Genomic DNA, 25,847 nt, shown 5'->3' on the forward strand with positions numbered 1-25,847 from the left:
CCCCTAAGATTGCCCTCAAGCCAGGCGCAGTCGCTTCTTCCTCACGCTTCTGCACGGCACCTCTTAGTTCACAGGAGCACGAGCATGAGCGCATCTCTGCGTAGCGTTGACGGTCAGGACGAAGCCACCATTCTGCGCGAAATCCAGAGCGCCTTGCGCGACCTGCGGTTTGGCGCGGTTGAGATCACCGTGCACAACGCCCAGGTCGTCCAGATCGAGCGCAAGGAAAAGTTCCGCCTGCAAAACCCCGGCAACAAGCCCGGCTGATGCAGGAGCGGGCCAGCCCGCGATAACCGCCACCTAATTAAAAAAATACGCCAATCGGGAGCTTCACCATGTCCATCCGCCGTTATGCCCTGGCCGCCCTCGCCAGCGCCGTGTTTGCCGGTTCCGCCATCGCCAAGGACTACGAGCTGTTGAACGTGTCCTATGACCCGACGCGCGAGCTGTATCAGCAGTACAACGCCGAGTTCATCAAGCACTGGCAACAGGCGCACCCGGATGACAAGGTCAAGATCCAGCAGTCCCACGGTGGTTCGGGCAAGCAGGCCCGGGCGGTGATCGACGGCCTGCGCGCCGACGTGGTGACCCTGGCCCTGGCCGGCGACATCGACGAAGTGGCCAAGCTGGGCAAGACCCTGCCCGACAGCTGGCAGACCCGCCTGCCAGAGGCGAGCACGCCTTACACCTCGACCATCGTGTTCCTGGTGCGCAAGGGCAACCCCAAAGGCATCAAGGACTGGGGCGACCTGATCAAGAAAGACGTCTCGGTGATTACCCCGAACCCGAAAACCTCCGGCGGTGCGCGCTGGAACTTCCTCGCCGCCTGGGCCTACGGCCTGAAGACCGGTGGCAGCGAAGCCAAGGCCCAGGAATACGTGCAGCAACTGTTCAAGCACGTACCGGTACTGGACACCGGCGCCCGTGGCTCGACCATCACCTTCGTCAACAACGGTCAGGGTGACGTGTTGCTGGCCTGGGAAAACGAGGCCTTCCTGGCGCTCAAGGAAGACGGTGGCAGCGACAAATTCGAGATCGTCGTGCCGTCGCTGTCGATCCTCGCCGAGCCGCCTGTGGCCGTGGTCGACAAGAACGCCGAGAAGAAGGGCAATACCGCAATCGCCAAGGCCTACCTCGAATACCTGTACAGCCCGGCGGGCCAGAAAATCGCCGCCGACAACTTTTACCGCCCGCGTGACGCCAAGGTGGCTGCCGAATACGCCAAGCAGTTCCCGAAACTGGACCTGGTGACTATCGACAAAGACTTCGGTGGCTGGAAGACTGCCCAACCCAAGTTCTTCAACGATGGTGGTGTGTTCGACCAGATCTACACGGCGCAGTGATTACATGCCCGTCAGGATAATCGCCGTTCAGTAGCCAGCATGGGCCCGGGATTCGTCCCGGGCTTCGTGCGTTCAACCAGGGACCTTTATGTCACGTCGTATCTCCCCCGTCATACCCGGCTTCGGGCTGACGCTGGGCTACACCTTGGTGTACCTCAGTCTGATTGTGCTCATACCGCTGGCGGCCATGTTCGTGCATGCCAGTCAACTCACCTGGGAGCAGTTCTGGGCCATTGTCAGTGCACCGCGGGTACTGGCCGCGCTCAAACTGAGCTTTGGTACTGCGCTGTTCGCCGCCATCATCAACGGCATCATCGGCACGTTGCTGGCCTGGGTGCTGGTGCGCTACACCTTCCCGGGGCGCAAGATCATCGAGGCGATGATCGACTTGCCGTTCGCCTTGCCTACAGCCGTTGCCGGTATCGCCCTGACCGCGCTGTATGCGCCAGCGGGCCTGGTGGGCCAGTTCGCCACCGACCTGGGCTTCAAGATCGCCTACACGCCCTTGGGCATCACCCTGGCACTGACCTTCGTGACCTTGCCGTTCGTGGTGCGTACGGTGCAGCCGGTACTGGCCGACATCCCGCGTGAAGTCGAAGAAGCGGCCGCTTGCCTGGGCGCCAAGCCACTGCAAGTGTTCCGCTATGTGCTGCTGCCGGCGCTGTTGCCTGCCTGGCTGACCGGCTTCGCCCTGGCCTTTGCCCGCGGTGTCGGCGAGTACGGCTCGGTGATTTTCATCGCCGGCAACATGCCGATGAAAACCGAGATCCTGCCGCTGCTGATCATGGTCAAGCTCGACCAATACGACTACACCGGCGCCACCGCCATCGGCGTGCTGATGCTGGTGGTTTCCTTCATCCTGCTGCTGCTGATCAACCTGCTGCAGCGGCGCATCGAAACCCCTTGAAGGAGGCCACGCACATGTCTGCATCTTCAATTGGCGCGGCCGCTTCGGCCAACGCTGCGCGCCGTGGCAGTGCCACATCGCGGCGAGTCCTGATCGGCCTTGCCTGGCTGATCTTCGGCCTGTTCCTGTTGCTTCCGCTGGTGATCGTGGTGTCCCAGGGCCTGAAAATGGGCCTGGGTACCTTCTTTGAAGCGATCTTCGAGCCCGATGCCCTGTCGGCCCTGAAGCTGACCCTGATCGCCGTGGCCATCTCGGTGCCGCTGAACCTGGTGTTCGGTGTCAGCGCGGCCTGGTGTGTGAGCAAGTACACCTTCCGCGGCAAGAGCATCCTGGTCACCTTGATCGACTTGCCGTTCTCGGTGTCGCCGGTGATCGCCGGTCTGGTCTATGTATTGATGTTCGGCGCCCAGGGCCTGTTCGGGCCGTGGCTGCAGGATCACGACATCCAGATCGTCTTCGCCTTGCCGGGCATCGTGCTGGCGACCATCTTCGTCACCGTGCCGTTCGTTGCGCGTGAACTGATCCCGCTGATGCAGGAGCAGGGCACCCAGGAAGAGGAGGCCGCGCGCCTGCTCGGCGCCAACGGCTGGCAGATGTTCTGGCACGTGACCCTGCCCAACATCAAATGGGGCCTGATCTACGGCGTGGTGCTGTGTACCGCGCGGGCGATGGGTGAGTTCGGTGCGGTGTCGGTGGTCTCCGGGCACATTCGCGGGGTGACCAACACCTTGCCGTTGCACGTCGAGATCCTCTACAACGAATACAACCATGTCGCGGCCTTCAGCGTGGCCAGCCTGTTGCTGATCCTGGCGCTCTTCATCCTGCTGCTCAAGCAGTGGAGCGAGTCCCGCATTAACCGTCTGCGCCACAGCGCAGCGGAGGAATAATTCATGTCGATCGAAGTTCGTAATGTCAGCAAGCGCTTCAACGCTTTCCAGGCTCTGGACAGCATCAACCTGGATATCCACAGCGGCGAGCTGGTGGCCCTGCTCGGCCCGTCCGGCTGCGGCAAAACCACCTTGCTGCGGATCATCGCCGGGCTGGAAACCCCAGACCAGGGCAGCATCGTGTTCCACGGCGAGGATGTCTCGGGCCACGACGTGCGTGACCGCAACGTCGGTTTCGTGTTCCAGCACTACGCCCTGTTCCGCCACATGAGCGTGTTCGACAACGTTGCCTTCGGCCTGCGCATGAAGCCCAAGGGCGAGCGTCCGAACGAAAGCAAGATTGCCGAGAAAGTCCATGAGCTGCTGAACATGGTTCAGCTCGACTGGCTCAGTGACCGCTACCCCGAGCAGCTGTCCGGCGGCCAGCGTCAGCGTATCGCCCTGGCCCGCGCCCTGGCGGTGGAGCCCAAGGTACTGCTGCTCGACGAGCCCTTCGGCGCACTGGATGCCAAGGTGCGCAAAGAGCTGCGCCGCTGGCTGGCGCGCCTGCACGAAGACATCAACCTGACCTCGGTGTTCGTGACCCACGACCAGGAAGAGGCCATGGAAGTGGCCGACCGTATCGTGGTGATGAACAAGGGCGTGATCGAGCAGATCGGCTCGCCGGGCGAGGTGTACGAGAACCCGGCCAGCGATTTCGTTTACCACTTCCTGGGCGACTCCAATCGCCTGCACCTGAGCGAAGGCCACCACGTGCTGTTCCGCCCTCATGAAGTGTCGCTGTCGCGGCATGAAATTGAAGGCCACCATGCGGCCGAAGTACGTGATATCCGGCCGCTGGGCGCGACCACCCGGGTGACCTTGAAAGTTGAAGGGCAGAGCGATCTGATCGAGGCCGAAGTGGTCAAGGATCACGACAGCCTGGCTGGCCTGGCCCGTGGCGAGACGCTGTTCTTCAAGCCCAAGGTCTGGCAGAAAGTCGCCAACATCTAAGTCATCGCGGGGCAAGCCCGCTCCTACCTTTGTAGGAGCGGGCTTGCCCCGCGATCTTCCCCCTCGTATCCGCTAAACCCCCCCGCCTTCCGGCAGGCATCACCGTGCCCGCCCGCAAATCCACCTCATGCATTTCCCTCATAAAAAGTATCGGCCAAAGGCATTTGCCGTGCCTCGGGCGGACTCCTTATAAAGGCAATCTCTTATTCGGTTTAAATATTTCAATTAATAAATAAATAACCAACAGGAATATACCTTCCTGATCAGGAGCCGCCCATGAGCCCGTCCCTTCGCGCCGCACCCCTTTCCTCACGGCGACTCCAGCGTCTGCCCCTGGCCTTGCTGCTGGCCGGCAGTGCGCACTGGTTGCCAGCCCAGGCGGCAACACCCGAGAAGGCCGAGGCCAAGGCCAGCGACAGCCAGCTCAAGACTGTCACCGTGACCGCACGGCGCCGTGAAGAGAGCGCCCAGAGCGTACCGACCCCCATCAGCGTGCTCGACGGCCAGGCCCTGGAAAGCCAGCGCGTGTACCGCATCCAGGACCTGCAGCAACTGGTGCCGAGCGTCAACGTGGCCTACATGCATGCGCGCCAGTCCAGCGTGTCGATCCGGGGCCTGGGCAACAACCCGGCCAGTGACGGGCTGGAGGGCAGCGTCGGTTTGTACCTGGACAACGTCTACCTGGGGCGGCCCGGCATGGCGGTGTTCGACCTGATGGACATCGAGCAGCTGGAAGTGCTGCGCGGTCCTCAGGGCACCCTGTTCGGCAAGAACACCACGGCGGGCGTCATCAACATCAGCACCCGCGCGCCGAGCTTCACACCTGAGCGCAGCATCGAGACCTCGGTGGGCGAGGATGGCTACTTCCAGACCAAGGGCACGCTGTCCGGCCCCTTGAGCGAAACCCTGGCCGGACGAATCTCGGCCTACCGCACCCGCAATGACGGCGACATCAAGAACGAGTACGACGGTCACACCCTCAATGGCGGTGCCCGCCAGGGCTTTCGTGGGCAGTTGCTGTACAAGCCCAGCGAGCAGTTCAACCTGCGCTGGATCGGTGACTACAACGAAGAGGACTCCAGCGCCGGTACCCGTTTGCTGTACAGCACCGGCCCGACCATCAACGGCGTCAACCGCTACGAGGCCCGGGCCCAGGCGGCGGGGGCGACGCTGATTGATGGCAGCAAGCGCAAGGTCAACCTCGACACCGATCAACAGGTCACGGTGTTCCAGGGCGGTACGTCGTTAGAAGCCAACTGGACCCTGGACAACGACTTCACCCTGACCTCGGTCAGTGCCTATCGCTGGTGGGATTTCACTCCGCGCAACGACGAGGGCCTGAACGTGCCGGCGGCCTACAACTCCGGCGTGTCGGTGCGCGACAAACAGTATTCGCAGGAATTTCGTCTGGCTTCGCCCACCGGCGGGTTCTTCGACTATGTGCTGGGCGCCTACTACTTCGGCTCCGACCTGGATAACAAATCCTTCGTCTACTACGGGCCCCAGGCGGATATCTGGAACGGCACGCCGGCGGGCGCCCTGGCCAATGTCACCACCCTGGGCAAAGGGCATATCGACACCGACAGTTTCGCCCTGTTTGCCCAGGGCACCTGGCACCTCACCGAGCGCCTGGACTTCACCGCCGGCATCCGTGGCACCTACGAAGAAAAAAGCGCCTGGGTCGATCGTGCGGCGCCGGCTGGCGGCGCGGCCGTCAGCGGCGCCGCTGCGGCCGCGCGCCAGGGGCGTGTTGGTGCCTATGAGTCCGGCGACCTGAACCAGTACAGCTTCAGCCCCTCGGGCTTGCTGAACCTGAGCTATCGCTTTACCGACGACGTGCTCGGCTACGCCACCCTGTCCCACGGCGAGAAATCGGGTGGGGTGAACCTGGCCGTGGCCACTGCCCCCGTCGCCGGTGCCGACTCCCTGCTGGTCGGCACCGAACGCGCCAACAACGCCGAACTGGGGCTCAAGAGCACGCTCTGGGACCGCCGCCTGCAACTGAACGCCAACCTGTTCTGGACCGAGGTCCACGGCTACCAGACCAACGCCTACGACGAAGCCAACCGCGTGCAGTACCTGACCAACGCTGGCTCCGTGCGCTCTCGCGGGGTGGAGCTGGAAAGCACCCTGGTGCCGCTGCGTGGCCTGACCTTGAACCTCAACGGCTCCTACAACGACGTGCGCTACCTCTCCTACAAGGATGCCCCGTGCGCGCCGGAAGTCGCCTTGCAGCCGGGCGCCCCGGCGGCCTGCGACCTCACCGGGCACCAGGTGGTCGGCGCCTCGAAGTGGATCGGCAACGCCAACGGCCAGTACCAGTGGGACCTGGACAATGGCCTGCAGCCCTATGTCACCGCCAGCTATGCGTTCCGCTCCAAGGCGGTGGGCACGGTGGAGGACTCCGACTTTGCACAGATCCCCAGCTACGCCGTGGTCAACCTCTCGACCGGCCTGCGCGGCGACCTGGGGCAGGGCCAGTGGGATGTCTCGCTGTGGCTGAAGAACGCCTTAGACAAGACCTACTACACCACGCTCTGGAGCGCTGCCAACGGTGGCTATGAAGGGCTGTTGGGCACGCCAAGAACCTTGGGTTTGACAGGTCGCTACGACTTTTGAGGGCGGTTTTCCATGCCTGCGCTGAATACTTTTCATGCGGTGCAGGCATGGCAAATCAGGCGCTGGGCGCCAGGCCTTGAACGGCGCGGCGTGGAGCGTAAGTGTCGATTTTCATATTCCTAAAACATCTATTCATAACTTCAAAGATTACTTTAAGAAATAAGCAGCGCGCAGCGATGATCCTGTCCAGCGAAGGCAAATGAGCTGCCTTCGATGAAACGAAAGCGATCCCAGGAGTTGATCAATGGGTAATGTCCAGACTGCCGCCACCGCGCTTGATGTGCTCTGGCGCCAGACGCCTAGCGGCGAGCTGGTCGACCTCGGCCGACCACACCGCCTCCCGCTGGCGTACCAGCGCCTGCAGCGCACCCCGAAAAGCGCATTGGGTCGCCGGGAAAAAATCCTGTTGGGTGTGTTCGCCCTGGCCCTGCATGGCGCGGTGGCTTACTGGGTGAGCCAGGCGCCGACGCCGGTATTGCCGGTGGTGCCGCCGGAAATTCCACCGATGACCATCGAGTTCTCGCAACCGGCACCGCCGGTGGTGCAACCCCCGCCACCCGCGCCACCGCCGGCGGTGGTGGAGCCGCCGCCCCCGGTGATTGATGAGCTGGCCGCCAAGCCCGCGCCTAAACCGGTGCCCAAACCTAAACCCAAGCCGGTGCCCAAGCCGGTTGCAAAACCCGCACCCAAGGCCGTCGAGCAACCCCCGGCGCCACCGCAACCGGCCGCCCCTGCGGCGCCGCCTGCACCGGCACCGGTGACGCCGGCCTCGGCCAACGCCGGGTACCTGAAGAACCCGGCGCCGGAATACCCGGCACTGGCTCACCGCCGCGGCTGGGAAGGCACGGTGCTGCTGCGGGTGCATGTGTTGGCCAGTGGCAAGCCGGGTGAGATCCAGCTGCAAAAAAGCAGCGGCCGCCAGGCGCTCGACGATGCCGCACTGGCGGCGGTCAAGCGCTGGAGCTTTGTCCCGGCCAAGCAGGGCGAAGTGGCCCAGGACGGCTGGGTCAGCGTCCCGATCGAATTCAAGATTCACTAATTCGCGCTAACAGAGAGAGTACTGACATGACGTTATTGGCATCCCCCCTCGAATCCATCGAAAGCGCGGTGATCTGGCTGCTGGTGGGCTTCTCTGTCATCACCTGGGGCCTGGCCCTGGTCAAGGGTGTGCAGTTCGCACGCCTGAAGAACCAGGACAAACGCTTCCACAAGCAGTTCTGGGCAGCGTCCAGCCTGGACGCCGCCGCAGAGCTGAGTGACACCCAGCCCGGCGCGGCGGCCCGTGTGGCCCAGGCCGGTTACGCGGCCATCGCCGTGGGCGAACCTGGCCAGGCCAGCGACTTGAGCCAGGCCATCAACCATCAAGACCGCCTGGAGCGCGCCCTGCGCCAGCAGATCGTGCGTGAGCGCCGCTCGCTGGAAACGGGCCTGGCCGTGGTCGCCAGTATTGGCAGCACCTCACCCTTCATCGGCCTGTTCGGTACGGTCTGGGGCATCATGGAAGCGCTCAAGGGCATCAGCGCCGCGGGCTCTGCCAGCCTTGAAACCGTGGCTGGCCCAATCGGCGCGGCGCTGGTGGCCACCGGTGTCGGGATTGCCGTCGCGGTGCCGGCGGTGCTGGTTTACAACTACTTCCTGCGCCGCCTGAAACTCACCGCAGCCGACCTCGATGACTTTGCCCACGACTTCTACAGCCTGGCGCAGAAGAGTGCCTTTCGCGTGCTGGTCCACCCCACGGCCTACAAGGCAGCCGGTGCCAGCCCGCAAAAAGTGAAGGAGGCTTCCTGACATGGCCTTCTCGACCCAGGACAGCGATGAAGTACTCAGCGAGATCAACGTAACCCCGCTGGTGGACGTGATGCTGGTGTTGCTGGTGGTGTTCATTGTCACCGCGCCCCTGCTGACCAACGCCATCCCCATCAACCTGCCCAAGACCGAGGCCGTGGCCCCGGTGGAGCAGAAGGACCCGCTGGTGGTGAGCATCGACGGCGGCGGCAAGTTGTTCATCAACAAGGACGAGATTCAGCCCGACTTGCTGGAAATCAGCCTGCAGACCGCCAAGGCCAAGGACCCGGAGCTGCGTGTGCAGTTGCAGGCCGATGACGGCGTGAACTACGGCGAAGTGGCGCGGGCCATGGCGGCCATCGAGCGTGCGGGCATTACCAAACTGGCGGTGATCACCGCCCGCTGAACCGGAAAAAGACTTCAGGGACCATTTCTGTGGCAGGGGATGGTCCCTTTTTTATGCGCGCGCGTAGGAGCGGGCTTGCCCCGCGATAGCGTTGTATCAGGTACACCGCTATCGCGGGGCAAGCCCGCTCCTACAGTTGTGTTTTGGTTATTAATAAATAGCTTCTTATTCCTTTACGAATATAACCACCTCCCTATACTTGGCCTCATGCACGCAAACCAGCAGGAGGCGTTCCCATGCGCAATGAGTCGATCCGTTACCTGATTGTGCCGGGCTGGCAAGGTTCGCCAGAGGATCATTGGCAAAGTCACTGGCAGCAGGTGTTGCCCAACAGCGCCCGGGTCGAGCAGGCCGATTGGCTGACGCCACAGCGCGAGGACTGGGTCGCGGCGCTGGAGCAGGCCGTGGCCGCTGACGAGTCGCCGGTGATCCTGATTGCCCACAGCCTGGGTTGCGTCACCGTTGCCCATTGGGCCGCGCAAGCCAGTGTGAGCCTGCTGCGCCGCGTTCGTGGCGCCTTGCTGGTGGCCCCGGCGGATGTCGAGCGCCCCACCTGCGCCGAAGCCCTGCGCAACTTCGCCCCGATTCCACAGCAGTTGCTGCCGTTCCCAAGCCAAGTGGTCAGCTCCGACAACGACCCGGCCGTCAGTGCCCCGCGTGCCATGCAACTGGCCCGGGCCTGGGGTGCTGAGGCGGGCTTTCTCGCCGGTGCCGGGCATATCAACGTCAAGTCCGGGCACCGTCGCTGGGAGCAAGGATTCGCCTACCTGTACCGCCTGCAGAGCCGCCTGGAACAGCACGCCCTTCGCCGCGCCTGATTCCGGGCGCTGACCTTCGCCAGATCCGACGCCCGGCCTCAGGTGCCGAGGGCGGGAGTTTGCCATGAGTATTAACGACACCCTGGGTCAGCCGTTGCTGACCTTCCCCGAACAGGACAAAAGCCCCCTGAGCATCCGCGCCAAGGCGCTGGTGTTCGTCGACCCGCGTTCACGGCAATTGCGCGAGGAGCTGGAACTGCTGGCGCCGCTGGCGTTGCCGGTGCTGATTCGCGGCGAGAGCGGCACCGGCAAGGAACTGCTGGCCCGGCAGATCCACCGGGCCAGCGATCGTGGTGGCCTGTTCGTCTCGGTCAACTGCGCCGCCATCAGCCCTACCTACGCCGACGCCGAGCTGTTCGGCTACAGCGCCGGGGCCCACAGTGGGGCGGCCAGCAGCCGGGCCGGGTGGTTCGGCTCGGCCAACGGCGGCACGCTGTATCTGGATGAGATCGCCGATTTGCCGCTGGCGATCCAGGTCAAGCTGCTCGCCGCCCTGGAGAATCATGAAGTCACCCGCGTTGGCGCCCAGCAACCCCATCCGGTGGATGTGCGCCTGGTGGCGGCATCGAGTATCGATCTGGCGGAAGCGGTCGATGCCGGCAAATTCCACGACCGGCTTTATCACTATTTGCACGAGGGCCGCCTGGAGCTGCCGGCGTTGCGTGAGCGGGTGGGCGACATCCTGCCGTTGGCCGAGTATTTCGTCGGTATCTATAGCCCGCGGCTGAACCTGCCGGTGCCGCTGATCAGTGAAGCGGCGCAGCGGGTGCTGGAATTGCACAGCTGGCCGGGCAACACCCGGGAGCTGGAAAACGTCATTCATTTCGCCCTGCTGGTCAGCAGTGGCGCAGAGATCCTGCCTCATCACTTGAACCTGCCCACACCGCTGCAAGTGCTGGCCAGGCAGCTCGATCAACTCTGTGCCCGGGGTGAGCCGCAAGAGCTCGGTGCGTTGCAAGGCTTGCTGGAGCAGGCATTGGTTCGACTTGCGTCAAAAAAGGAATAAGCAGCTAAATAAAAGATATTGTTGCGGCATAAAAAATCTCGGTATTGTCCGCTTCAAGCCAGCTAGCAAAGTGCTGGCAACCCCATTTGCCGTCGACCGATGGCCACGTATACGAATAAGGACTGCGCATGAAAAAGGCTCTGTTGTTCACCGCTCTGGCGGCCGCTCTGTCGGTTGCAGGTTTCGCCCAGGCGGGCGAGAAACTGGTGGTTGCCGCCACCCCTGTGCCGCACGCCGAGATTCTCGAGCTGATCAAACCGACCCTGGCCAAAGAAGGTGTGGACCTGGAGATCAAGGTGTTCACCGACTATGTGCAGCCTAACGTGCAGGTCGATCAGAAGCGTCTGGACGCCAACTACTTCCAGACCCTGCCGTACCTGAAAAACTTCAACGAAGGCAAAGGCACCCACCTGGAAACCGTGATCGGTGTTCACGTCGAGCCGTTCGGCGGCTACTCCAAGAAGGTCAAGAGCCTGAGTGAGCTCAAAGAGGGCGCCACCGTCGCGATTCCTAACGAAGGCAGCAACAGCGGTCGTGCCCTGCTGCTGCTGCAGAAGGCTGGCCTGATCACCCTCAAAGACCCGAAGAACGCCCTGGCGACCCCGAAAGACATCGCCGAGAACCCGAAGAAACTGAAATTCCGCGAGCTTGAATCGGCCATGCTGCCGCGTGTGCTGGATCAGGTCGACCTGGACATGATCAACACCAACTACGCCCTGGAAGCCGGTCTGAACCCGGCCAAGGATGCGCTGGTGATTGAAGGCGCCGACTCGCCGTATGTGAACTTCCTGGTGGCCCGTCCGGACAACAAGGACAGCGAGGCCATCCAGAAGCTGGCCAAGGCCCTCACCAGCCCTGAAGTGAAGAGCTTCATCGAGAAGAAATACAGCGGTGCGGTACTGCCGGCGTTCTAAATCGCCGCCGTCCGGACTGAACAAAAAACGCCGATGCGGGCTATGCCGCGTCGGCGTTTTTGCGTACGGCGCGCATCAGCGCAGCCAAGAGTTTCAACAGGTCCTGGGGATCGTGGCGCGCAGCGTCGTTCATTGTTGTGTTCTGCCTTGAGGGAGAAGCGATAGCGCTTGGAGTGTGCGGTTGGCCGAAAGATCCCCACGCCCTCAATGAAATTGCACCCGCCTTGCCCGTCACCGATTGGACCAGTATGAGCGGGCTTGCCCCGCGATCAGTCGTTCAGGCAACACTCATTTGGCTGGCTGTACCGGCCGCTCGCGGGGCAAGCCCGCTCCTACCCTGAGCCGGCTACCGTCCCGGCACCAGCCGCAAGGTACTCCCTGCGTCGATCACGCCCATCTGCGCGTTGTGATACTGCCCCTCGATATAGTCCTTGGCCTGATCGGCATAGTGCTTGTCGAACAGCACGCCGCTTTGCCCGACCGGGTTGATGGTCAGCGCCTGCCCGGCATCGGCGAAGTCGATCAGGCGGCGGGTCGATGGCCCATAGGTGACCGGCCAGGGCGCCGGGCCGATTTTCGCCGAGAGGTTGTTGGGCACTTCATGGCTGCCCGGCGCGGCGAAGGCACCGACGTTGAACAGCAGGTTCAACGGCTTCTGCAGCCCCAGTGGATGGTTGTGGGTCAGGGTGTGCGCCTTGCCCCATTGCCAGTCGGCCGGGTCGTTGCCCAGGGCTTCGCGCAGGTGGGCCAGGCTGGCCTGCCAGGCACGTTTCACCGCTTCGCTGCGACTGCCGTGTTCGCTGCTGCCGTGCAGCCCCCACCAGGGCGATTCGGCATCGGCGGCCAGGCGTGGCAGGGCGGCGTCGATGGCGCGGGTGCTGATCATCGTCTGGAACCAGGCATCACCCAGCTCGTCATGCATCGCCGCGTAAGCCAGGTCGTAGAGGAACTGGTTGAACAGCGTGGCGCTGACTGAATCCAGCGGGTAATCGCCGTTCCAGCCGGCCAGTTGCTCGACCAGCTCTTTTTCCTGATCACCCTCGGCCACTTCGCGCAGCACCCCGATCAACGGCGCCAGGGTACGTTGGCCATAGCCGGTGCCCGTGTCGAGCTGCAGCGCCCGGCTGTTCTGGGTGTCCCATTTGATCTGTGGGTCGGCCAGGTGGCGGTCGAGTTGCTGGCCACGGTCGGCAAGGTTGTAGTAGCCCGGAATCGGCATGGCGGCGGCTGGCTGGTAGTTGGCCGAGACGATGTAACCGCTGGCCGGGTTCTCCTGCTGTGGGTTGGCGCTGAAGGGATAGAAGCCGAGCTTGTCGGCCTGGGGCGTGCTGCCGTCGAGGATAAAGGTCGGGTCGACCCCCTCCGGGCGAATCGGTAGCTGCGCCGCCGCCCACCAGCCGATATCCCCGCTGGCATTGGCCCACACCAGGTTGAGCCCGGGGGCCTGGATCTTCGCCGCTGCCGCGCGCATTTTGTCCAGGGTGTCGGCGCGGTTGACCTGATAGAAGCCGTCGAGAATCGGGTTGTCGGTTTCCAGGAAGGCCCACCACATGGCAATCGGCGTGGGGCCGGCGTTGCTGCCGATCACGTCGTTGACGATGGGCCCGTGGGGCGAGCGGCGCAGGGTGATGGTCAGCGGCTCTTCACCCTTTACCGCAATGCGCTCCTGGGTAGTGGTCAGCGGCTGCCATTGACCGTTGATACGCACCTGATCCGGATTGTCCGGGTTGACCTGTTCGGCGATCAGGTCGACGTCGTCGTTCTGGAACATGGTCAGGCTCCAGCCGAACTGGCGGTTGTGCCCAAGCGACGCGAACGGGTTGAGTGCCTGGTGATAGCCGTACAGGTTGAAGCCGGGCGCCGACAGCTCGGCCTCGTACCATACCGCCGGCACGGCAAAGCTGATGTGCGGGTCGCCTGCCAGCAACGGCTTGCCACTGCGGGTGAGGCGGCCGGAGACGGCCCAGGCGTTGCTGCCTTCGTACTGGGGAATACCGGCCTCACTCAGGGCTTGCTGGCTGACCCGGGCCAGGTGCTCGAGGCTTTTCCAGTCGGCGGCCGCCAGCGGCGGGCTGCTGTGCAGCGCGCCCTGGGGGTTCCAGCCGAGGTCGAAGATGTTCAGGTACTCGGCGCCGAGTTGGTCGCGCACGTAGGTCATGGCCGGTTCGGTACGAAACGCTGCGGCAAAGCTGTAGGCCATGTAGCCGGCGATGCTCAAGGTGTCTTGCGCAGTGAAGGGCCGGGGCGTGATGCCCAGCACATCGAATTCCATGGGCTTGGGATGGCTGGCCTGCCAGGCGTTGACGCCATCGAGGTAGGCCTGCAGGGCGAGCCAGGCGGGGGACTGTTTGTCCTGGCGCTCGACATGGCGCTCGGCCTGCTCGCGAATGCGCAGGGAGCGGAACAGGGTGTCGGTGGGCACCAGCTTGCTGCCGAGGATCTCGGCCAGCTCGCCACGGGCCAGGCGCCGGACGATTTCCATCTGGAACAAACGGTCCTGGGCATGCACGTAGCCCAGGGCGCGGTACAGGTCAGTCTCGTTCTGGGCCTGGATATGGGGTACGCCGCGCTCGTCGTAGCGCACGCTGACCGGGGCCTGCAGGCTGGCCAGGGCCACCTCGCCTTCGCGCTGCGGCAACTTGCCCTGCACATACCAGTAACCGCCGCCGGCTGCCGCGGCAATGACCACGGCGAGGAAGGTCAGGCTGCGCTTCATCACAACTCCTTGTACGTTTTGGCGGATAGTGTGGTCCGATCATCGAGGTATTTGCGCACAGAGGATAGTCCCACAGGAGGCACCATGGACCTCAGCGAAAAACAGAAAATGCTTACCGGCCAGCTCTACCGCGCCACCTGCCCGGAACTGCAGGCCGAACAGATCGCCAACAAGTTGTGGATGCATCGCTACAACGGCAGCGCCGAGCTGCTCAATGACCATCGTCATGGCCTGTTGCTGGAGCACTTCAATGCGGTCGGCGAAGGCGCGGTGATTCGCCCGCCGTTCCATTGCGATTACGGCTACAACATCAGCGTGGGTCGCAACGTGTTCATGAACTTCAACTGCGTGATCCTCGATGTGTGCCCGGTGAGCATCGGCGACGACTGCCAGATCGGCCCGGCGGTGCAGCTCTACACCGCCGACCACCCGATGGACCCCGAGCTGCGTCGCAGCGGCCTGGAAAGCGGGCGACCGGTGAAGATCGGTAATAACGTGTGGATCGGCGGCGGGGCAATCATCTTGCCCGGCGTGACGGTGGGGGATAACGCGGTGATTGGTGCCGGCAGTGTGGTTACCCGCGATGTACCGGCGGGCTCGACGGTGGTGGGGAATCCTGCGCGGGTGCGTCAGCCCGCCCAGGGGCAGTAACAGCCCACCGCCATCGTGTGTGTGGCGCTGACTGAGCGGCCCTGGCTCAGCGCCAGAAGGATGGGCTCGATAAAGCTGTTGCTCGAATTGCAGGTTGCCCCCTCGCTGTAGGGGCCGAAATACGCCAGGTTGCCGTGGCGGTCCCAGATCGCCACGGCGGGGCTGGCGGGCAGATGTTCGGCGCCGGGCAGTGCGGGGAGCGGTTTGAGCGCGCTCAGGGTGGCCGGTAATTGCCCGCGGCTGCCGGGTTTTTGCACCACGTAGAACTCGACGCCTTGAGCACCAAAGTGCTCGATCAGCTCTGCCAGGTGCTGCTGGTTACCGACGTTGCACGGGCAGGCCGGGTCCCAGAAGTGCACCAGGCGGATCGGCCCGGCGCCGGCGATGGATGCTGGAAGTTGCAGGCGATCGCCGGAAAACAGTGCGGTCTGGTTGTCGAAGGTGCGCAGGTAGCGACTCTGGAAGCTGTCATAGGCCCACCACAGGCCAGCGGCGCACAGCGCGGTGATGAGCAGGCCGAGGAGGGTGCGGGTGGTGGGCGCGAGCATAGGGGTCGTTTTCCGGAAAGTGTCGCCTAGCTTGCCATGCTGCCGACGACAGCTGAATATCACAGGTCAATATCCCGCTTCTTGTGTTCGGAAATCCTTATGCCTGCGTCATTTCAGCCTGACTCGTTACGCGCCAGCCTCTCGCCTCTGGTTGCACGTCAGCCCCTGTCGACGCAGGCCCAGGCCTATCAGCGCTACTACGGGCTTGATCTGCCGGCGCGCAAGGTGCAGCCACAGCGCTGGTTGGGGGGCTTCGAGGCCGCGGGGTTCGAGCTGGTCGGGCAGGTGTGGATGCCTGCGGCGCCGGTGGCGACCCTGGTGATGCTGCATGGCTTCTATGACCACATGGGCTTGTACCGCCATGTGATCGACTGGGCGCTGGATCAGGATTACGCGGTCATTGCCTGCGACTTGCCGGGGCATGGTCTGTCCAGCGGCGAGCGGGCCAGCATCGACGACTTCGCCACGTACCAGCAGGTACTGCAGGCGCTGTTCGAGCAGGGCCGCGCGCTTGAGTTGCCACAACCCTGGCATCTGTGTGGACAGAGCACAGGCGGGGCGATTGTCATCGATCATGTGCTGCACCGTGGGGCGCAAAGCCCGGCCCAGGGGGAGGTGATCCTGCTGGCGCCGCTGGTGCGGCCGCGCTCATGGCGCTGGTCGAAATTCAGCTATCGCTTGTTGCGCCCGTTCGTCAAAGGTATCGAGCGACGCTTCAGCGAGAATTCCAACGACCCGACCTTCCTGCCGTTCCTGCAGGCCGACCCGCTGCAGCCACGACGCTTGCCGACCGCCTGGGTGGGGGCGCTGGTGGCGTGGGTCAAGCGTATCGAGGCAGCGCCTGCCAGCGCGCGGCGACCGTTGATCATCCAGGGCGAATCCGACATGACCGTGGATTGGCCACACAATCTGAAGGTGCTGCGGGAGAAGTTTGCCGAGCCGGAAATACTGCTGATTCCCGAGGCGCGTCACCACCTGGCCAACGAGCTGCCGGCGATCCGGCAGCGTTACTTCGATTTCATCGACCAGCGCCTGGGCTGATCACTTCAGGTCCGAGGTGTTCTGCCCGACCGCCAGGCCCGCGCGAATGGCCGCCAGGGCAGCCTTGTAGTAGGCCTGGCCTTCGTTGGACTCGGCAAAGGTGGCGAAGGCTTCAAGCTCAGCGTCGCTCAGGTCGCGGTAGACGTACAGCAGGGTGTTGTTCAGCTCGCTGCCGATCTGGCTCATCAGTCGCTGGCGCTGGCCATCGAGCAGGCTCTGGGCCTGGCCACCACCGAGCAGGCCGGGGATCATCTGGCTCAAGCTGTCGGCGGCAACGCCGGCAATCGCCAGGCTGACTTCGGCACCGGCTTCGCGAGCGGGCAGGGCCTGGGCCAGGTGGCCGATGATCAGCAGGCGGTCGTCGCTGGCCTCGACCTTGGGCAGGCCCTTGGCGTTCTTGGCCAGTTGGTCGCGGCGGGTCGCCAGCAGTTCGGCCGCGACAATCTTGCGCCCAAGGGGCGACTGGAAAAAGCTCAGGGCCGGTGCCGGGTTGCTCAGGTTGGCGCGTAATTGTGCCTGCGCGCGCTTGTCCACGGCCTGGGCCTGGAAGCGCTGGTTGCTGTTAGTGACCAGCGCTTGGTAAACGGCAGGCGGCAAGCTATTGCGATAGCGCTGCTGGGCGGCATCGAGGGCATCGGTAAAGTGGGCGCGCTGCTCAGGCCAGCCGGCGACCTTGTAGAGTTGGTCGAGGCTGTCTGCCCAGACAGGCGTGGTGCAGATCATCATCAGCAGAAAAAACAAACGGCGCATTCAGGACTCCTGTCGGCAGGGCGCTATTGTCTTGGCCTTGCCGGGCTTTGTCGAGACGCCATTACACACTCTCAGCCAAGTGGCGCTGTCGGATTTCGCAGCACATGGATACTATGCGCGCCATGCACTTACCTTCTGATCACCCGCTGCTGTTGCGCATCGTCGACGACCTGGCCACTTGTGGCTGGTCGCAGCAGGACATCTTCCTGCCAGGGCCTTTGACCCTGGCGCTGGCGGCTGAGTGCCGCAAACGTGCGGCCGAGGGTGAGCTGGCGCCGGCGGCAGTAGGCCGCGGGCCCACCCAGGAGGTGCGCGAGGGTATTCGTGGTGACCACATCCAGTGGCTCGAACCCGGCCAGGCCGATTGCTGCGACCAGTACCTGAACCTGATGGACAGCCTGCGTGAGGCGCTCAACCGCGGCCTGTTCCTGGGGCTTGAAGACTTCGAGTGCCACTTCGCCCTGTACCCGCCGGGTGCCTTCTACCGCAAGCACCTTGACCGTTTTCGCGACGACGACCGGCGCATGGTCTCGGCGGTGATCTACCTCAACCCGCAATGGCTGCCGGAGGACGGTGGGCAACTGCGCATGAGCCTGAAGAACGGCGTCGAACACGACGTGCAGCCCATTGGCGGCTGCCTGGTGGTGTTCTTGTCGGGCGATATCCCCCATGAAGTGCTGCCGGCGCAACGCGAGCGGTTGTCGCTGACCGGCTGGTTCCGCCGTCGTGGCAACGAACCCTTCTAAGCCGCAGCACAAGGTGCTGGTCAGCGCCTGCCTGCTCGGCCAGCCGGTGCGTTATGACGGGCGCACCAGTGGACACCCCGATCTGTTGCAGCAATGGCAAGGCGAAGGCCGTGTTGTGCCGTTGTGTCCGGAAGTGGCGGGCGGCTTGCCGACGCCACGCCCACCGGCGGAGATTCCCGGTGGCCAGGGTGGGGCTGTGCTGGAGGGCGATGCGCAGGTCATCACGGTAGGGGGCGAGGATGTCACGGCGCAGTTTGTGGCCGGCGCGCAGTTGGCGCTGGCGCTGGTGCGCAAGCATGGCATTCGCATCGCGGTGCTCAAGGCCGGCAGCCCTTCGTGTGGCAACCAAGTGACCTACGACGGTACGTTCACTGGCACCAAGGTGGCGGGGGAAGGTGTAACGACCGCATTGCTGCGCCGCGAAGGGGTGCTGGTGTTCAGTGAGCTGGAGCTTGAGGCCGCTGAGTTGGCGTTGCAGCAGCTTTAGCATGATCGCGGGGCAAGCCCGCTCCTACCGTAGGAGTGGGCTTGCCCCGCGAGCAGTCATTTAGGCGGCTTGCTGGCATCCATCCCGAACCACTTCTGCGACAGCTCGCTCAACCGGCCATCGGCCTTGATGCGCTGCAGGGCGTTATCCACCGCGCTCTGGAAGGCGGGGTTACCTTTCTGGAACGGAATTGCCAGGCTCAGGATCGGCCCGACCGTGGCGCCCTTGGTCACCGGTTGCTCGCTGTCACGAATGGCGTAGGGGACCAGCAGGCGGTCGCTGATGGCGGCGTCGATCTGGTCGTTGGCCACGTCCTTGATCGGTTGGGTGGCATCCGGGTAGCTGCGCAGGTCAACGCCTTCGACGCCACGCGCCTGTTCGGCGAACTGGCTGCCCTGGACCACGCCCAGGCTATGACCCTTGAGTGCGTCGAGGGTGCTGAGCGGGCGCTTTTCTTCCTTGCGCACGATCAACTGGGCGCTGGAGTAGCCATAGGGCTCACTGAAGTCCAGGCGTTCCTTGAGTTCCGGGGTAACGGCGACATGGTTCAGGGCGATGTCGTACTTACCGCTTTCGACGCCTGGCAGCAAGTCGTCGCGATCGGTCACGACGAACTCGGCGCGAACATCGAGTTCATTCGCCAGCAGTTGTCCCAGTTCGATCTCGAAACCGGCCAGTTTCTCGTCTTTCTTGAAGTTGAACGGCGCCATGTTGGCTTCGACGGCAATGCGAAGTTCACCGCGGTCATTGATGTCGTCGATCAGTTCTGCATGTGCCCATGGGCTGAGCAGGGTGGCAAGTAGTACCCCGATGGTCAAACGCATAAGCCCCTTAATCCTTTTGGCAGTAAAAATGACAGTCGCCGCAGCTTTCTGATGATGCCACGGTCGCGCGCAAGTTAGGACCGCATCCTGTGCAGGATGTTAGATGCCAGGGAAAATAATTTCCTGCGGCGTTGGCGAACATATTCTTATTCATTTGTTCTATGGTTACAGGTCGTTGCCATACGTTTGAGTGGCAACGGTATTGAAGTAAATCACAGGAGAAGTGAATGAAAAGCCTAGTTTCGCGTGCTGCCGTTGCCGGCTTGCTGATGGGAGTCTCGGTATTTGCCGCCGCCGAAGGCCTGAAGAGCCAGGAGCCGCCGAAAGACGCCAAGGTCTTCATCGTTTCCCCGGCCGATGGCGCGACGGTCGACAAGACCTTCACCGTCAAGTTCGGTATCGAGGGCATGGAGCTCAAGCCAGCGGGTGACCAGACCCCGCACACCGGCCACCACCACCTGCTGGTAGACGTGGATAAAGAGCCCGCTGCCGATCAGGTGCTGCCGACCAGCCTGCTGCCGGAAAACAAGGGCGCGCTGCCAGCCGGCCCGCAAGTGCTGCACTTTGGCAAGGCGCAAACTGAAGTCGAACTGACCCTGACCCCCGGCAAGCACACCCTGCAACTGGTGCTGGGCGACAAGTTCCACGTGCCGTTCAAGCCAAGTGTCGAGTCGAAGAAAATTACCGTTACTGTCAAGTAACCGCTGAAACGATCGCGGGGCAAGCCCGCTCCTACACACGGTAGGAGCGGGCTTGCCCCGCGATTTTTGTCGCCTGAAAAACTTAGAACAGTACGCGGGAACGAATGGTGCCCTTGACGTGTTGCAGTTTTTCTTGCGCCAGATCCGAGTACTCGGCATCAACGTCGATTACCACGTAACCGACTTTCTCGTTGGTCTGCAGGAACTGACCGGAGATGTTGATAGCGTTTTCGGCGAAGACTTTGTTGATCTCGCTGAGTACACCCGGAATGTTTTCGTGGATGTGCAGCAGACGGTGCTTGCCTGGGTGCGCCGGCAGCGCCACTTCAGGGAAGTTGACCGACGAAACCGATGTCCCGTTGTCGCTGTACTTGACCAGCTTCTCGGCCACTTCCAGACCGATGTTGGCCTGGGCCTCGGCGGTGGAACCACCGATGTGCGGGGTCAGGATCACGTTGTCCAGGCCACGCAGCGGGCTCTCGAACTCTTCGTCGTTGGAGCGTGGCTCCACCGGGAATACGTCGATGGCAGCGCCGATCAGGTGCTTGTCCTTGATCGCGGCGGCCAGGTGATCGAGCTCGACCACGGTGCCACGTGCGGCGTTGATCAGGATGCCGCCTTTCTTGATGGCACGGATTTCCTTCTCGCCCATCATCCACTGGGTGGCGGCGGTTTCCGGTACGTGCAGCGAAACGATGTCGGACATCGCCAGCAGCTCGTGCAGGTTGCCTACCTGAGTGGCGTTACCCAGCGGCAGCTTGGTGATGGTGTCGTAGAAGTACACCTGCATGCCCAGGCCTTCGGCCAGGACCGACAGTTGGGTACCGATCGAGCCGTAGCCGACGATGCCCAGCTTCTTGCCGCGGATCTCGAAGGAGTTGGCCGCGCTCTTGATCCAGCCGCCACGGTGGCAGGAGGCGTTTTTCTCTGGGATGCCGCGCAGCAGCAGGATCGCTTCGGCCAGCACCAGTTCGGCGACCGAACGGGTGTTGGAGTAAGGTGCGTTGAACACCGCGATTCCGCGCTCGCGAGCGGCTTCCAGGTCGACCTGGTTGGTACCGATGCAGAAACAGCCGACAGCGACCAGTTTCTTGGCGCAGTCGAAAACCTCTTCGGTCAGTTGAGTGCGTGAGCGGATGCCGATGAAATGGGCATCAGCGATCTTTTCCTTCAAATCGGCGTCTGGCAGGGAACCAGTGAGGTACTCGATGTTGCTGTACCCGGCGGCCTTGAGGACGTCCACGGCGGATTGGTGGACGCCTTCGAGAAGAAGGAACTTGATCTTGCTCTTATCGAGAGAAGTCTTGCTCATCTGCGTAAACCTGTGTCCCGGAGAAAAATGGCAGGGAAGTGAAGCGCTCGCAGGATCGGCCTCAAAGCACGATCAGCGGGGGGCGTATGCTAGCATGAGTACCCCCCGATTCGCCCATCCCTGGCACGTGAAGAGTGCTCAGGGTGACTATGAATAGTTCGAGAGTTCTGTCGATGACCGATTCTGCGCTGCTTGATGAGCTGATGACCCTGGTTGAGCCTGGCAAGATGCTGACTGATGCGGCTTCCCTCGATGCTTATGGCAAGGATTGGACCAAGCATTTCGCCCCGGCGCCCCGGGCTGTGGTGTTCCCCAAGAGCACTGAACAGGTCCAGGCCATCGTCCGTTGGGCCAACCAGCACAAGGTTGCCCTGGTGCCGTCGGGCGGCCGCACCGGGCTTTCGGCGGCGGCGGTGGCGGCCAATGGCGAAGTGGTCGTGTCGTTCGACTACATGAACCAGATCTTGGCGTTCGACGAATTCGACCGCACCGTGGTCTGCCAGCCGGGCGTGGTCACCGAGCAGTTGCAGAACTTTGCCGAAGACAAGGGCCTGTACTACCCGGTGGACTTCGCTTCTGCGGGTTCCAGCCAGATTGGCGGCAATATCGGCACCAATGCCGGCGGTATCAAGGTTATTCGCTACGGCATGACTCGCAACTGGGTCGCCGGGCTGAAAGTGGTCACCGGCAAGGGCGAACTGCTTGAGCTGAACAAGGACCTGATCAAGAACGCCACCGGCTACGACTTGCGTCAGCTGTTCATCGGCGCCGAGGGCACCCTGGGCTTTGTGGTCGAGGCGACCATGCGCCTGGACCGGGCACCGAACAACCTCACCGCGATGGTGCTGGGCACGCCCGATTTCGACTCGATCATGCCGGTACTGCACGCCTTTCGCGACAAGCTCGACCTCACTGCCTTCGAGTTCTTCTCCGACAAGGCCCTGGCCAAGATCATGGGGCGCGGCGATGTGCCTGCGCCTTTCGACACGCCGTGCCCGTTCTATGCCTTGCTGGAGTTTGAAGCCAGCAACGAAGAGGTGGCCAATGACGCCCTCGCCACCTTCGAGCATTGCGTGGAGCAAGGCTGGGTGCTGGATGGCGTGATGAGCCAGAGCGAGCAGCAGTTGCAGAACCTCTGGAAATTGCGTGAGTACATCTCCGAAACCATCTCGCACTGGACGCCGTACAAGAACGATATCTCGGTGACTGTCTCGAAAGTTCCGGCATTTCTCCGGGATATCGATGCGATCGTCGAGCAAAACTACCCGGATTTCGAGGTGGTCTGGTATGGCCATATCGGTGACGGCAACCTGCACCTGAACATCCTCAAACCTGATGCCCTGAGCAAGGATGAGTTCTTCGCCAAATGCGCCACGGTGAACAAGTGGGTGTTCGAGATCGTGCAGAAGTACAACGGTTCGATTTCCGCCGAGCATGGCGTGGGCATGACCAAGCGGGATTACCTGACCTACAGCCGGTCGCCGGCTGAAATCGAATACATGAAAGCCGTGAAGGCGGTGTTCGACCCTAACGGGATCATGAATCCCGGCAAAATCTTCGCGGTCGAGTGAGTTATAAGCACAAGAGCTTCCAATAGCGCCAGGAGTCGGTAATGAGCTATCAGCACCAGTATGTAGACGGCACGCGTATTCACTTTCCCCTGGGCAAGGTGGTGTGCATCGGGCGCAACTATGCCGAGCACGCCAAGGAACTGGACAACCCGATCCCGACCGAACCCCTGTTGTTCATCAAGCCTGGCAGCTGCGTAGTGCCGGTGGATGGCGGCTTCAAGATCCCCACCGAGCGCGGTTCGGTGCATTACGAGGCAGAAATTGCGGTATTGCTGGGCAAGTCGCTGTCGCCGGAGCCGAGTGAGGAAGAGGTGCTCGACGCCATTTCCGGTTTCGCCCCCGCCCTGGACCTGACCCTGCGTGACCTGCAGGCCGAGCTCAAGGCCAAGGGCCTGCCGTGGGAGCGCGCCAAGTGCTTCGACGGTGCCTGTGTGCTGGCGCCCTTCGTCTCGGGCGGCACCTTTGAAGACCTGGCCGATATCGGCATCCGCCTGACCATCAATGGTGAAGTGCGCCAGGATGGCAACAGCGCCCTGATGCTCAACCCGATCGTGCCGATGATCCAGCACATGGCGTCGCAGTTCACCCTGCAGGCCGGCGATGTGATCCTGACTGGCACGCCGGTTGGCGTGGGGCCGCTCAATCCGGGCGATGAGCTGGTGCTGGAGCTGCCGGGCGCCAGCCGTTTCGAAAGCAAGGTGTTGTAATTCCCTCCCAGGGCAGCCGGTGAGCCGGCTGCCCTGCGCTCTGTCGGCTTTTGTCATTTTTTTCACAATCAATCCGGATAATGCTTGCGGATTCGGCTCTGTGAACGTGCCGGTAATGTGTTATTAACTGGCAAAAAACAAGAGCACCGACCCCCATGGCCACTCCCGTTCCTTCCAGTAAAACCGTGCCTTCTGCGCGCAAGCGCGGGCTCGCCTTGCGTTGGTCAACCTGGGTGGCCGCAGCAGCCATCATTGGTTATGGCGTGGCGATTGCCATGCATTGGGACGATCGCGGGCTGCTGTGGATAAAGGAAGGGTTTGAAACCCCGGTCGAGCAGCAAGCCAGCATCTGGCTGCCGGACTATCAGGTCGATATCGACGCCAAGGTGTTGCCGGGCATGGAAGACGACGAAGCGTCCGACCTGTCCTATAACCCGGTGACCAAGACGCTGTTCGCAGTGATGGGCAAGAACCCCTTCCTGGTCGAACTGAACCTTGATGGCGATGTACTGCGCAAGATGCCGCTGGTGGGTTGGAGCAACCCTGAAGGTGTCGCGGTGCTCGAAGGTGGTCGCCTGGCGATTGTCGATGAGCGTGATCATAAATTGACCATCGTGACCCTCGCCGCCGACACCCAGTCGCTGAACATCGCCGACTTCCCGCAATATGACCTCGGCCCCTCGAAGAACCAGAACAAGGCGTTTGAAGCCGTGGCCTGGGACCCGGCGCAGCAGCGCATCATCCTGGGCGAAGAGCGTCCGCCGGCACTGTTCACCTGGGCCAGCGACGGCAAGAGCCCGCTGGCTGGCGATAAACAGTCACTGCCAAGCGATGAACTGGACCTGCGCAACCTCTCGGCCCTGGGTGTCGACCCCCGCACCGGGCACCTGCTGGTGCTGTCGGCTGACTCCAACATGCTGCTGGAGCTGGACGAGAAGGGCGAGCAAGTCAGCTTCATGACCCTGCTCGGCGGGTTCAACGGCTTGAGCAAGCGCATTCCGCGCGCCGAAGGTGTGGCCATGGACGAGCACGGCACCCTGTACATCGTCAGTGAGCCGGATCTGTTCTATCGTTTCAAAAAGCCCTGATTTAGGACTTTTCCTGCACAGATTTTAAGTTTGGCTTCAGTTGTCTGTGGTTTTATTCGGGCCGTCACTTATCGAGTTCCCCTGAATGCGCCGCTACATTCGCCTGCCCCTGATTGCCCTGGTTGTCAGCCTGATTGCCCTGCTCCTGCTTGCAGTAGCAGGGCAGCACTATCGTCTTTACGAGCGTGGTTGGTTCAACCTCAAGACCTGGTGGGATCCGGCTGAGCAGAGCATGGGGCTTGATCAATACCGCGTGGTCCTTCAGGCCAAGCCCATCGACGGGCTGGATGAAGACATTTCTGCGCTGACCTTCGACCCGGACCGCAACAGCCTCTTCACCGTCACCAACAAGCAGCCCGAGCTGATCGAGCTGTCGCTGGACGGTCGTATCCTGCGGCGCGTGCCCCTGACCGGTTTCGGCGACCCGGAAGCGGTGGAATATGTAGGGCCCGGCAGCTATGTGATTACCGATGAGCGCGAGCAGCGCCTGATCCGTGTGCGCCTTGCCGACGACACGTTGTTCCTTGATGCCAATGACTCCGAGCAACTGAGCCTGGGCATCGGTCTGAACGGCAACAAGGGCTTTGAAGGGTTGGCCTATGACTCGAAGGGCAAGCGCCTGTTCGTGGCCAAGGAACGCGACCCGATGCTGATCTACGAGGTGCATGGTTTTCCCCATGACAACCCCGATCAGCCTTACGCCGTGCACGTCGTCCAGGACCGCAAGCGTGATTCGCGGTTGTTCGTGCGTGACCTGTCGAGTTTGCAGTTTGACGAGCGCAGCGGCCACTTGCTGGCCTTGTCGGATGAGTCGCAACTGGTGTTGGAACTGGATACCAAGGGCAAGCCCCTGAGCAGCCTGTCGCTGCGCAAGGGCTTCCAGGGGCTGGAGAAGAGCGTACCCCAGGCCGAAGGCATCGCCATGGACGATGCCGGGACCATCTACCTGGTCAGCGAGCCGAACCTGTTCTACGTGTTCAAGAAGCCAACCGAGTAACCGCATCGCGGGGCAAGCCCGCTCCTTCCG

Annotated in this window: 26 protein-coding genes; 21 read left to right on the top strand and 5 right to left on the bottom strand. The window is 62.6% G+C overall.

Annotated features, from left to right (window positions below; translation table 11 throughout):
• The first annotated feature begins 84 nt into the window (after positions 1-84).
• The 12 genes from oscA to U9R80_RS00895 all read left to right on the top strand — a co-directional run bounded on the left by oscA (position 85) and on the right by U9R80_RS00895 (position 11,678).
• The gene (oscA, locus tag U9R80_RS00840; RefSeq protein WP_028943833.1) at positions 85-267 is read left to right on the top strand and encodes a sulfur starvation response protein OscA; all 183 of its coding nucleotides are present in this window, start codon (positions 85-87) and stop codon (positions 265-267) included.
• Between the two features lie 68 nt (positions 268-335).
• Positions 336-1,343, top strand: a complete 1,008-nt coding sequence (locus U9R80_RS00845; RefSeq protein WP_301838643.1) for a sulfate ABC transporter substrate-binding protein — start codon at positions 336-338, stop codon at positions 1,341-1,343.
• An 88-nt stretch (positions 1,344-1,431) separates the two neighbouring features.
• The gene (cysT, locus tag U9R80_RS00850; protein WP_028943835.1) at positions 1,432-2,250 is read left to right on the top strand and encodes a sulfate ABC transporter permease subunit CysT; all 819 of its coding nucleotides are present in this window, start codon (positions 1,432-1,434) and stop codon (positions 2,248-2,250) included.
• Between the two features lie 14 nt (positions 2,251-2,264).
• A complete protein-coding gene (gene cysW / locus U9R80_RS00855) occupies positions 2,265-3,137 on the top strand; it encodes a sulfate ABC transporter permease subunit CysW (protein WP_028943836.1) in 873 nt (290 codons plus the stop codon).
• A gap of 3 nt (positions 3,138-3,140) precedes the next feature.
• Entirely contained in the window at positions 3,141-4,130 is a 990-nt protein-coding gene (locus U9R80_RS00860; protein WP_301838642.1) for a sulfate/molybdate ABC transporter ATP-binding protein, read from the top strand.
• Positions 4,131-4,406: 276 nt separating this feature from the next.
• Entirely contained in the window at positions 4,407-6,749 is a 2,343-nt protein-coding gene (locus U9R80_RS00865) for a TonB-dependent receptor (protein WP_301838641.1), read from the top strand.
• A gap of 244 nt (positions 6,750-6,993) precedes the next feature.
• The gene (locus tag U9R80_RS00870) at positions 6,994-7,788 is read left to right on the top strand and encodes an energy transducer TonB (protein ID WP_301838638.1); all 795 of its coding nucleotides are present in this window, start codon (positions 6,994-6,996) and stop codon (positions 7,786-7,788) included.
• Between the two features lie 26 nt (positions 7,789-7,814).
• On the top strand, positions 7,815-8,537 hold the full coding sequence (locus U9R80_RS00875) for a MotA/TolQ/ExbB proton channel family protein (RefSeq protein WP_301838637.1): 723 nt from the start codon (positions 7,815-7,817) through the stop codon (positions 8,535-8,537).
• Position 8,538: 1 nt separating this feature from the next.
• Positions 8,539-8,940 carry an ExbD/TolR family protein gene (locus tag U9R80_RS00880; protein ID WP_301838636.1) on the top strand — a complete coding sequence of 134 codons (402 nt, stop codon included), beginning with the start codon at positions 8,539-8,541 and terminating at the stop codon, positions 8,938-8,940.
• Between the two features lie 236 nt (positions 8,941-9,176).
• Positions 9,177-9,758 (top strand): alpha/beta hydrolase, encoded by a 582-nt coding sequence (locus U9R80_RS00885; protein WP_301838634.1) that lies wholly within the window; start codon positions 9,177-9,179, stop codon positions 9,756-9,758.
• 64 nt (positions 9,759-9,822) lie between these two features.
• On the top strand, positions 9,823-10,764 hold the full coding sequence (locus U9R80_RS00890; RefSeq protein ID WP_301838633.1) for a sigma 54-interacting transcriptional regulator: 942 nt from the start codon (positions 9,823-9,825) through the stop codon (positions 10,762-10,764).
• Positions 10,765-10,892: 128 nt separating this feature from the next.
• Positions 10,893-11,678 (top strand): MetQ/NlpA family ABC transporter substrate-binding protein, encoded by a 786-nt coding sequence (locus tag U9R80_RS00895; RefSeq protein WP_301838632.1) that lies wholly within the window; start codon positions 10,893-10,895, stop codon positions 11,676-11,678.
• Positions 11,679-12,024: 346 nt separating this feature from the next.
• Here U9R80_RS00895 and U9R80_RS00900 read toward each other — a convergent pair whose 3' ends face one another.
• Positions 12,025-14,394, bottom strand: coding sequence for a penicillin acylase family protein (locus U9R80_RS00900; RefSeq protein WP_301838631.1), 2,370 nt, complete (start codon positions 14,392-14,394; stop codon positions 12,025-12,027).
• 84 nt (positions 14,395-14,478) lie between these two features.
• On the opposite strand from U9R80_RS00900, the gene U9R80_RS00905 reads away from it, so the two are divergent.
• Positions 14,479-15,045, top strand: coding sequence for a sugar O-acetyltransferase (locus U9R80_RS00905; protein ID WP_301838629.1), 567 nt, complete (start codon positions 14,479-14,481; stop codon positions 15,043-15,045).
• On the opposite strand, the gene U9R80_RS00910 is transcribed toward U9R80_RS00905, so the two are convergent.
• Positions 15,024-15,593 carry a DUF6436 domain-containing protein gene (locus U9R80_RS00910; RefSeq protein WP_301838627.1) on the bottom strand — a complete coding sequence of 190 codons (570 nt, stop codon included), beginning with the start codon at positions 15,591-15,593 and terminating at the stop codon, positions 15,024-15,026. The two genes, U9R80_RS00905 and U9R80_RS00910, sit on opposite strands and share 22 nt — an antisense overlap.
• Positions 15,594-15,692: 99 nt before the next feature.
• Between U9R80_RS00910 and U9R80_RS00915 the strand changes: the two genes are divergently transcribed.
• Positions 15,693-16,634, top strand: coding sequence for an alpha/beta hydrolase (locus U9R80_RS00915; protein ID WP_301838626.1), 942 nt, complete (start codon positions 15,693-15,695; stop codon positions 16,632-16,634).
• Here the strand turns inward: U9R80_RS00915 and U9R80_RS00920 are convergent, their stop codons facing one another.
• Positions 16,635-17,384, bottom strand: coding sequence for a hypothetical protein (locus tag U9R80_RS00920; RefSeq protein WP_301838625.1), 750 nt, complete (start codon positions 17,382-17,384; stop codon positions 16,635-16,637). It lies immediately after the preceding gene.
• A 113-nt stretch (positions 17,385-17,497) separates the two neighbouring features.
• Between U9R80_RS00920 and U9R80_RS00925 the strand changes: the two genes are divergently transcribed.
• On the top strand, positions 17,498-18,130 hold the full coding sequence (locus U9R80_RS00925; RefSeq protein ID WP_301838674.1) for a 2OG-Fe(II) oxygenase: 633 nt from the start codon (positions 17,498-17,500) through the stop codon (positions 18,128-18,130).
• Entirely contained in the window at positions 18,111-18,617 is a 507-nt protein-coding gene (locus U9R80_RS00930) for a DUF523 domain-containing protein (RefSeq protein ID WP_301838624.1), read from the top strand. The genes U9R80_RS00925 and U9R80_RS00930 overlap by 20 nt, the downstream gene beginning before the upstream one ends.
• Before the next feature lie 56 nt (positions 18,618-18,673).
• On the opposite strand, the gene U9R80_RS00935 is transcribed toward U9R80_RS00930, so the two are convergent.
• Positions 18,674-19,441, bottom strand: a complete 768-nt coding sequence (locus U9R80_RS00935; RefSeq protein ID WP_301838623.1) for a transporter substrate-binding domain-containing protein — start codon at positions 19,439-19,441, stop codon at positions 18,674-18,676.
• A 227-nt stretch (positions 19,442-19,668) separates the two neighbouring features.
• On the opposite strand from U9R80_RS00935, the gene U9R80_RS00940 reads away from it, so the two are divergent.
• Positions 19,669-20,142 (top strand): DUF4399 domain-containing protein, encoded by a 474-nt coding sequence (locus tag U9R80_RS00940; RefSeq protein ID WP_301838622.1) that lies wholly within the window; start codon positions 19,669-19,671, stop codon positions 20,140-20,142.
• 82 nt (positions 20,143-20,224) lie between these two features.
• On the opposite strand, the gene serA is transcribed toward U9R80_RS00940, so the two are convergent.
• Complete coding sequence (serA, locus tag U9R80_RS00945; protein ID WP_301838621.1) at positions 20,225-21,454, bottom strand: phosphoglycerate dehydrogenase; 1,230 nt, start codon at positions 21,452-21,454, stop codon at positions 20,225-20,227.
• A 173-nt stretch (positions 21,455-21,627) separates the two neighbouring features.
• On the opposite strand from serA, the gene U9R80_RS00950 reads away from it, so the two are divergent.
• From U9R80_RS00950 to U9R80_RS00965, 4 genes are all read left to right on the top strand, one after another.
• Entirely contained in the window at positions 21,628-23,025 is a 1,398-nt protein-coding gene (locus U9R80_RS00950; protein WP_301838620.1) for an FAD-binding oxidoreductase, read from the top strand.
• Positions 23,026-23,066: 41 nt separating this feature from the next.
• Positions 23,067-23,732 (top strand): fumarylacetoacetate hydrolase family protein, encoded by a 666-nt coding sequence (locus tag U9R80_RS00955; protein WP_301838619.1) that lies wholly within the window; start codon positions 23,067-23,069, stop codon positions 23,730-23,732.
• A gap of 155 nt (positions 23,733-23,887) precedes the next feature.
• Positions 23,888-24,820 carry an SdiA-regulated domain-containing protein gene (locus U9R80_RS00960; RefSeq protein WP_301838618.1) on the top strand — a complete coding sequence of 311 codons (933 nt, stop codon included), beginning with the start codon at positions 23,888-23,890 and terminating at the stop codon, positions 24,818-24,820.
• An 85-nt stretch (positions 24,821-24,905) separates the two neighbouring features.
• A complete protein-coding gene (locus tag U9R80_RS00965) occupies positions 24,906-25,817 on the top strand; it encodes an SdiA-regulated domain-containing protein (protein WP_301838616.1) in 912 nt (303 codons plus the stop codon).
• Positions 25,818-25,847: the final 30 nt, after the last annotated feature.

The sequence above is a fragment of the Pseudomonas sp. JQ170C genome (assembly GCF_035581345.1).
Taxonomy (GTDB): domain Bacteria; phylum Pseudomonadota; class Gammaproteobacteria; order Pseudomonadales; family Pseudomonadaceae; genus Aquipseudomonas.

Excerpts from the sequence above, each read along its gene's own strand:
- U9R80_RS00925 (WP_301838674.1), top strand. The coding sequence starts at position 17,498 with ATGCGCGCCATGCACTTACCTTCTGATCACCCGCTGCTGTTGCGCATC.
- U9R80_RS00920 (WP_301838625.1), bottom strand. The coding sequence starts at position 17,384 with ATGCGCCGTTTGTTTTTTCTGCTGATGATGATCTGCACCACGCCTGTC.
- U9R80_RS00915 (WP_301838626.1), top strand. The coding sequence starts at position 15,693 with ATGCCTGCGTCATTTCAGCCTGACTCGTTACGCGCCAGCCTCTCGCCT.
- U9R80_RS00910 (WP_301838627.1), bottom strand. The coding sequence starts at position 15,593 with ATGCTCGCGCCCACCACCCGCACCCTCCTCGGCCTGCTCATCACCGCG.
- U9R80_RS00880 (WP_301838636.1), top strand. The coding sequence starts at position 8,539 with ATGGCCTTCTCGACCCAGGACAGCGATGAAGTACTCAGCGAGATCAAC.
- U9R80_RS00885 (WP_301838634.1), top strand. The coding sequence starts at position 9,177 with ATGCGCAATGAGTCGATCCGTTACCTGATTGTGCCGGGCTGGCAAGGT.
- serA (WP_301838621.1), bottom strand. The coding sequence starts at position 21,454 with ATGAGCAAGACTTCTCTCGATAAGAGCAAGATCAAGTTCCTTCTTCTC.
- U9R80_RS00860 (WP_301838642.1), top strand. The coding sequence starts at position 3,141 with ATGTCGATCGAAGTTCGTAATGTCAGCAAGCGCTTCAACGCTTTCCAG.
- U9R80_RS00960 (WP_301838618.1), top strand. The coding sequence starts at position 23,888 with ATGGCCACTCCCGTTCCTTCCAGTAAAACCGTGCCTTCTGCGCGCAAG.
- oscA (WP_028943833.1), top strand. The coding sequence starts at position 85 with ATGAGCGCATCTCTGCGTAGCGTTGACGGTCAGGACGAAGCCACCATT.
- U9R80_RS00955 (WP_301838619.1), top strand. The coding sequence starts at position 23,067 with ATGAGCTATCAGCACCAGTATGTAGACGGCACGCGTATTCACTTTCCC.
- U9R80_RS00895 (WP_301838632.1), top strand. The coding sequence starts at position 10,893 with ATGAAAAAGGCTCTGTTGTTCACCGCTCTGGCGGCCGCTCTGTCGGTT.
- U9R80_RS00965 (WP_301838616.1), top strand. The coding sequence starts at position 24,906 with ATGCGCCGCTACATTCGCCTGCCCCTGATTGCCCTGGTTGTCAGCCTG.
- U9R80_RS00870 (WP_301838638.1), top strand. The coding sequence starts at position 6,994 with ATGGGTAATGTCCAGACTGCCGCCACCGCGCTTGATGTGCTCTGGCGC.
- U9R80_RS00905 (WP_301838629.1), top strand. The coding sequence starts at position 14,479 with ATGGACCTCAGCGAAAAACAGAAAATGCTTACCGGCCAGCTCTACCGC.
- U9R80_RS00865 (WP_301838641.1), top strand. The coding sequence starts at position 4,407 with ATGAGCCCGTCCCTTCGCGCCGCACCCCTTTCCTCACGGCGACTCCAG.
- U9R80_RS00940 (WP_301838622.1), top strand. The coding sequence starts at position 19,669 with ATGAAAAGCCTAGTTTCGCGTGCTGCCGTTGCCGGCTTGCTGATGGGA.
- U9R80_RS00845 (WP_301838643.1), top strand. The coding sequence starts at position 336 with ATGTCCATCCGCCGTTATGCCCTGGCCGCCCTCGCCAGCGCCGTGTTT.
- U9R80_RS00875 (WP_301838637.1), top strand. The coding sequence starts at position 7,815 with ATGACGTTATTGGCATCCCCCCTCGAATCCATCGAAAGCGCGGTGATC.
- U9R80_RS00950 (WP_301838620.1), top strand. The coding sequence starts at position 21,628 with ATGACCGATTCTGCGCTGCTTGATGAGCTGATGACCCTGGTTGAGCCT.
- cysT (WP_028943835.1), top strand. The coding sequence starts at position 1,432 with ATGTCACGTCGTATCTCCCCCGTCATACCCGGCTTCGGGCTGACGCTG.
- U9R80_RS00890 (WP_301838633.1), top strand. The coding sequence starts at position 9,823 with ATGAGTATTAACGACACCCTGGGTCAGCCGTTGCTGACCTTCCCCGAA.
- cysW (WP_028943836.1), top strand. The coding sequence starts at position 2,265 with ATGTCTGCATCTTCAATTGGCGCGGCCGCTTCGGCCAACGCTGCGCGC.
- U9R80_RS00900 (WP_301838631.1), bottom strand. The coding sequence starts at position 14,394 with ATGAAGCGCAGCCTGACCTTCCTCGCCGTGGTCATTGCCGCGGCAGCC.
- U9R80_RS00935 (WP_301838623.1), bottom strand. The coding sequence starts at position 19,441 with ATGCGTTTGACCATCGGGGTACTACTTGCCACCCTGCTCAGCCCATGG.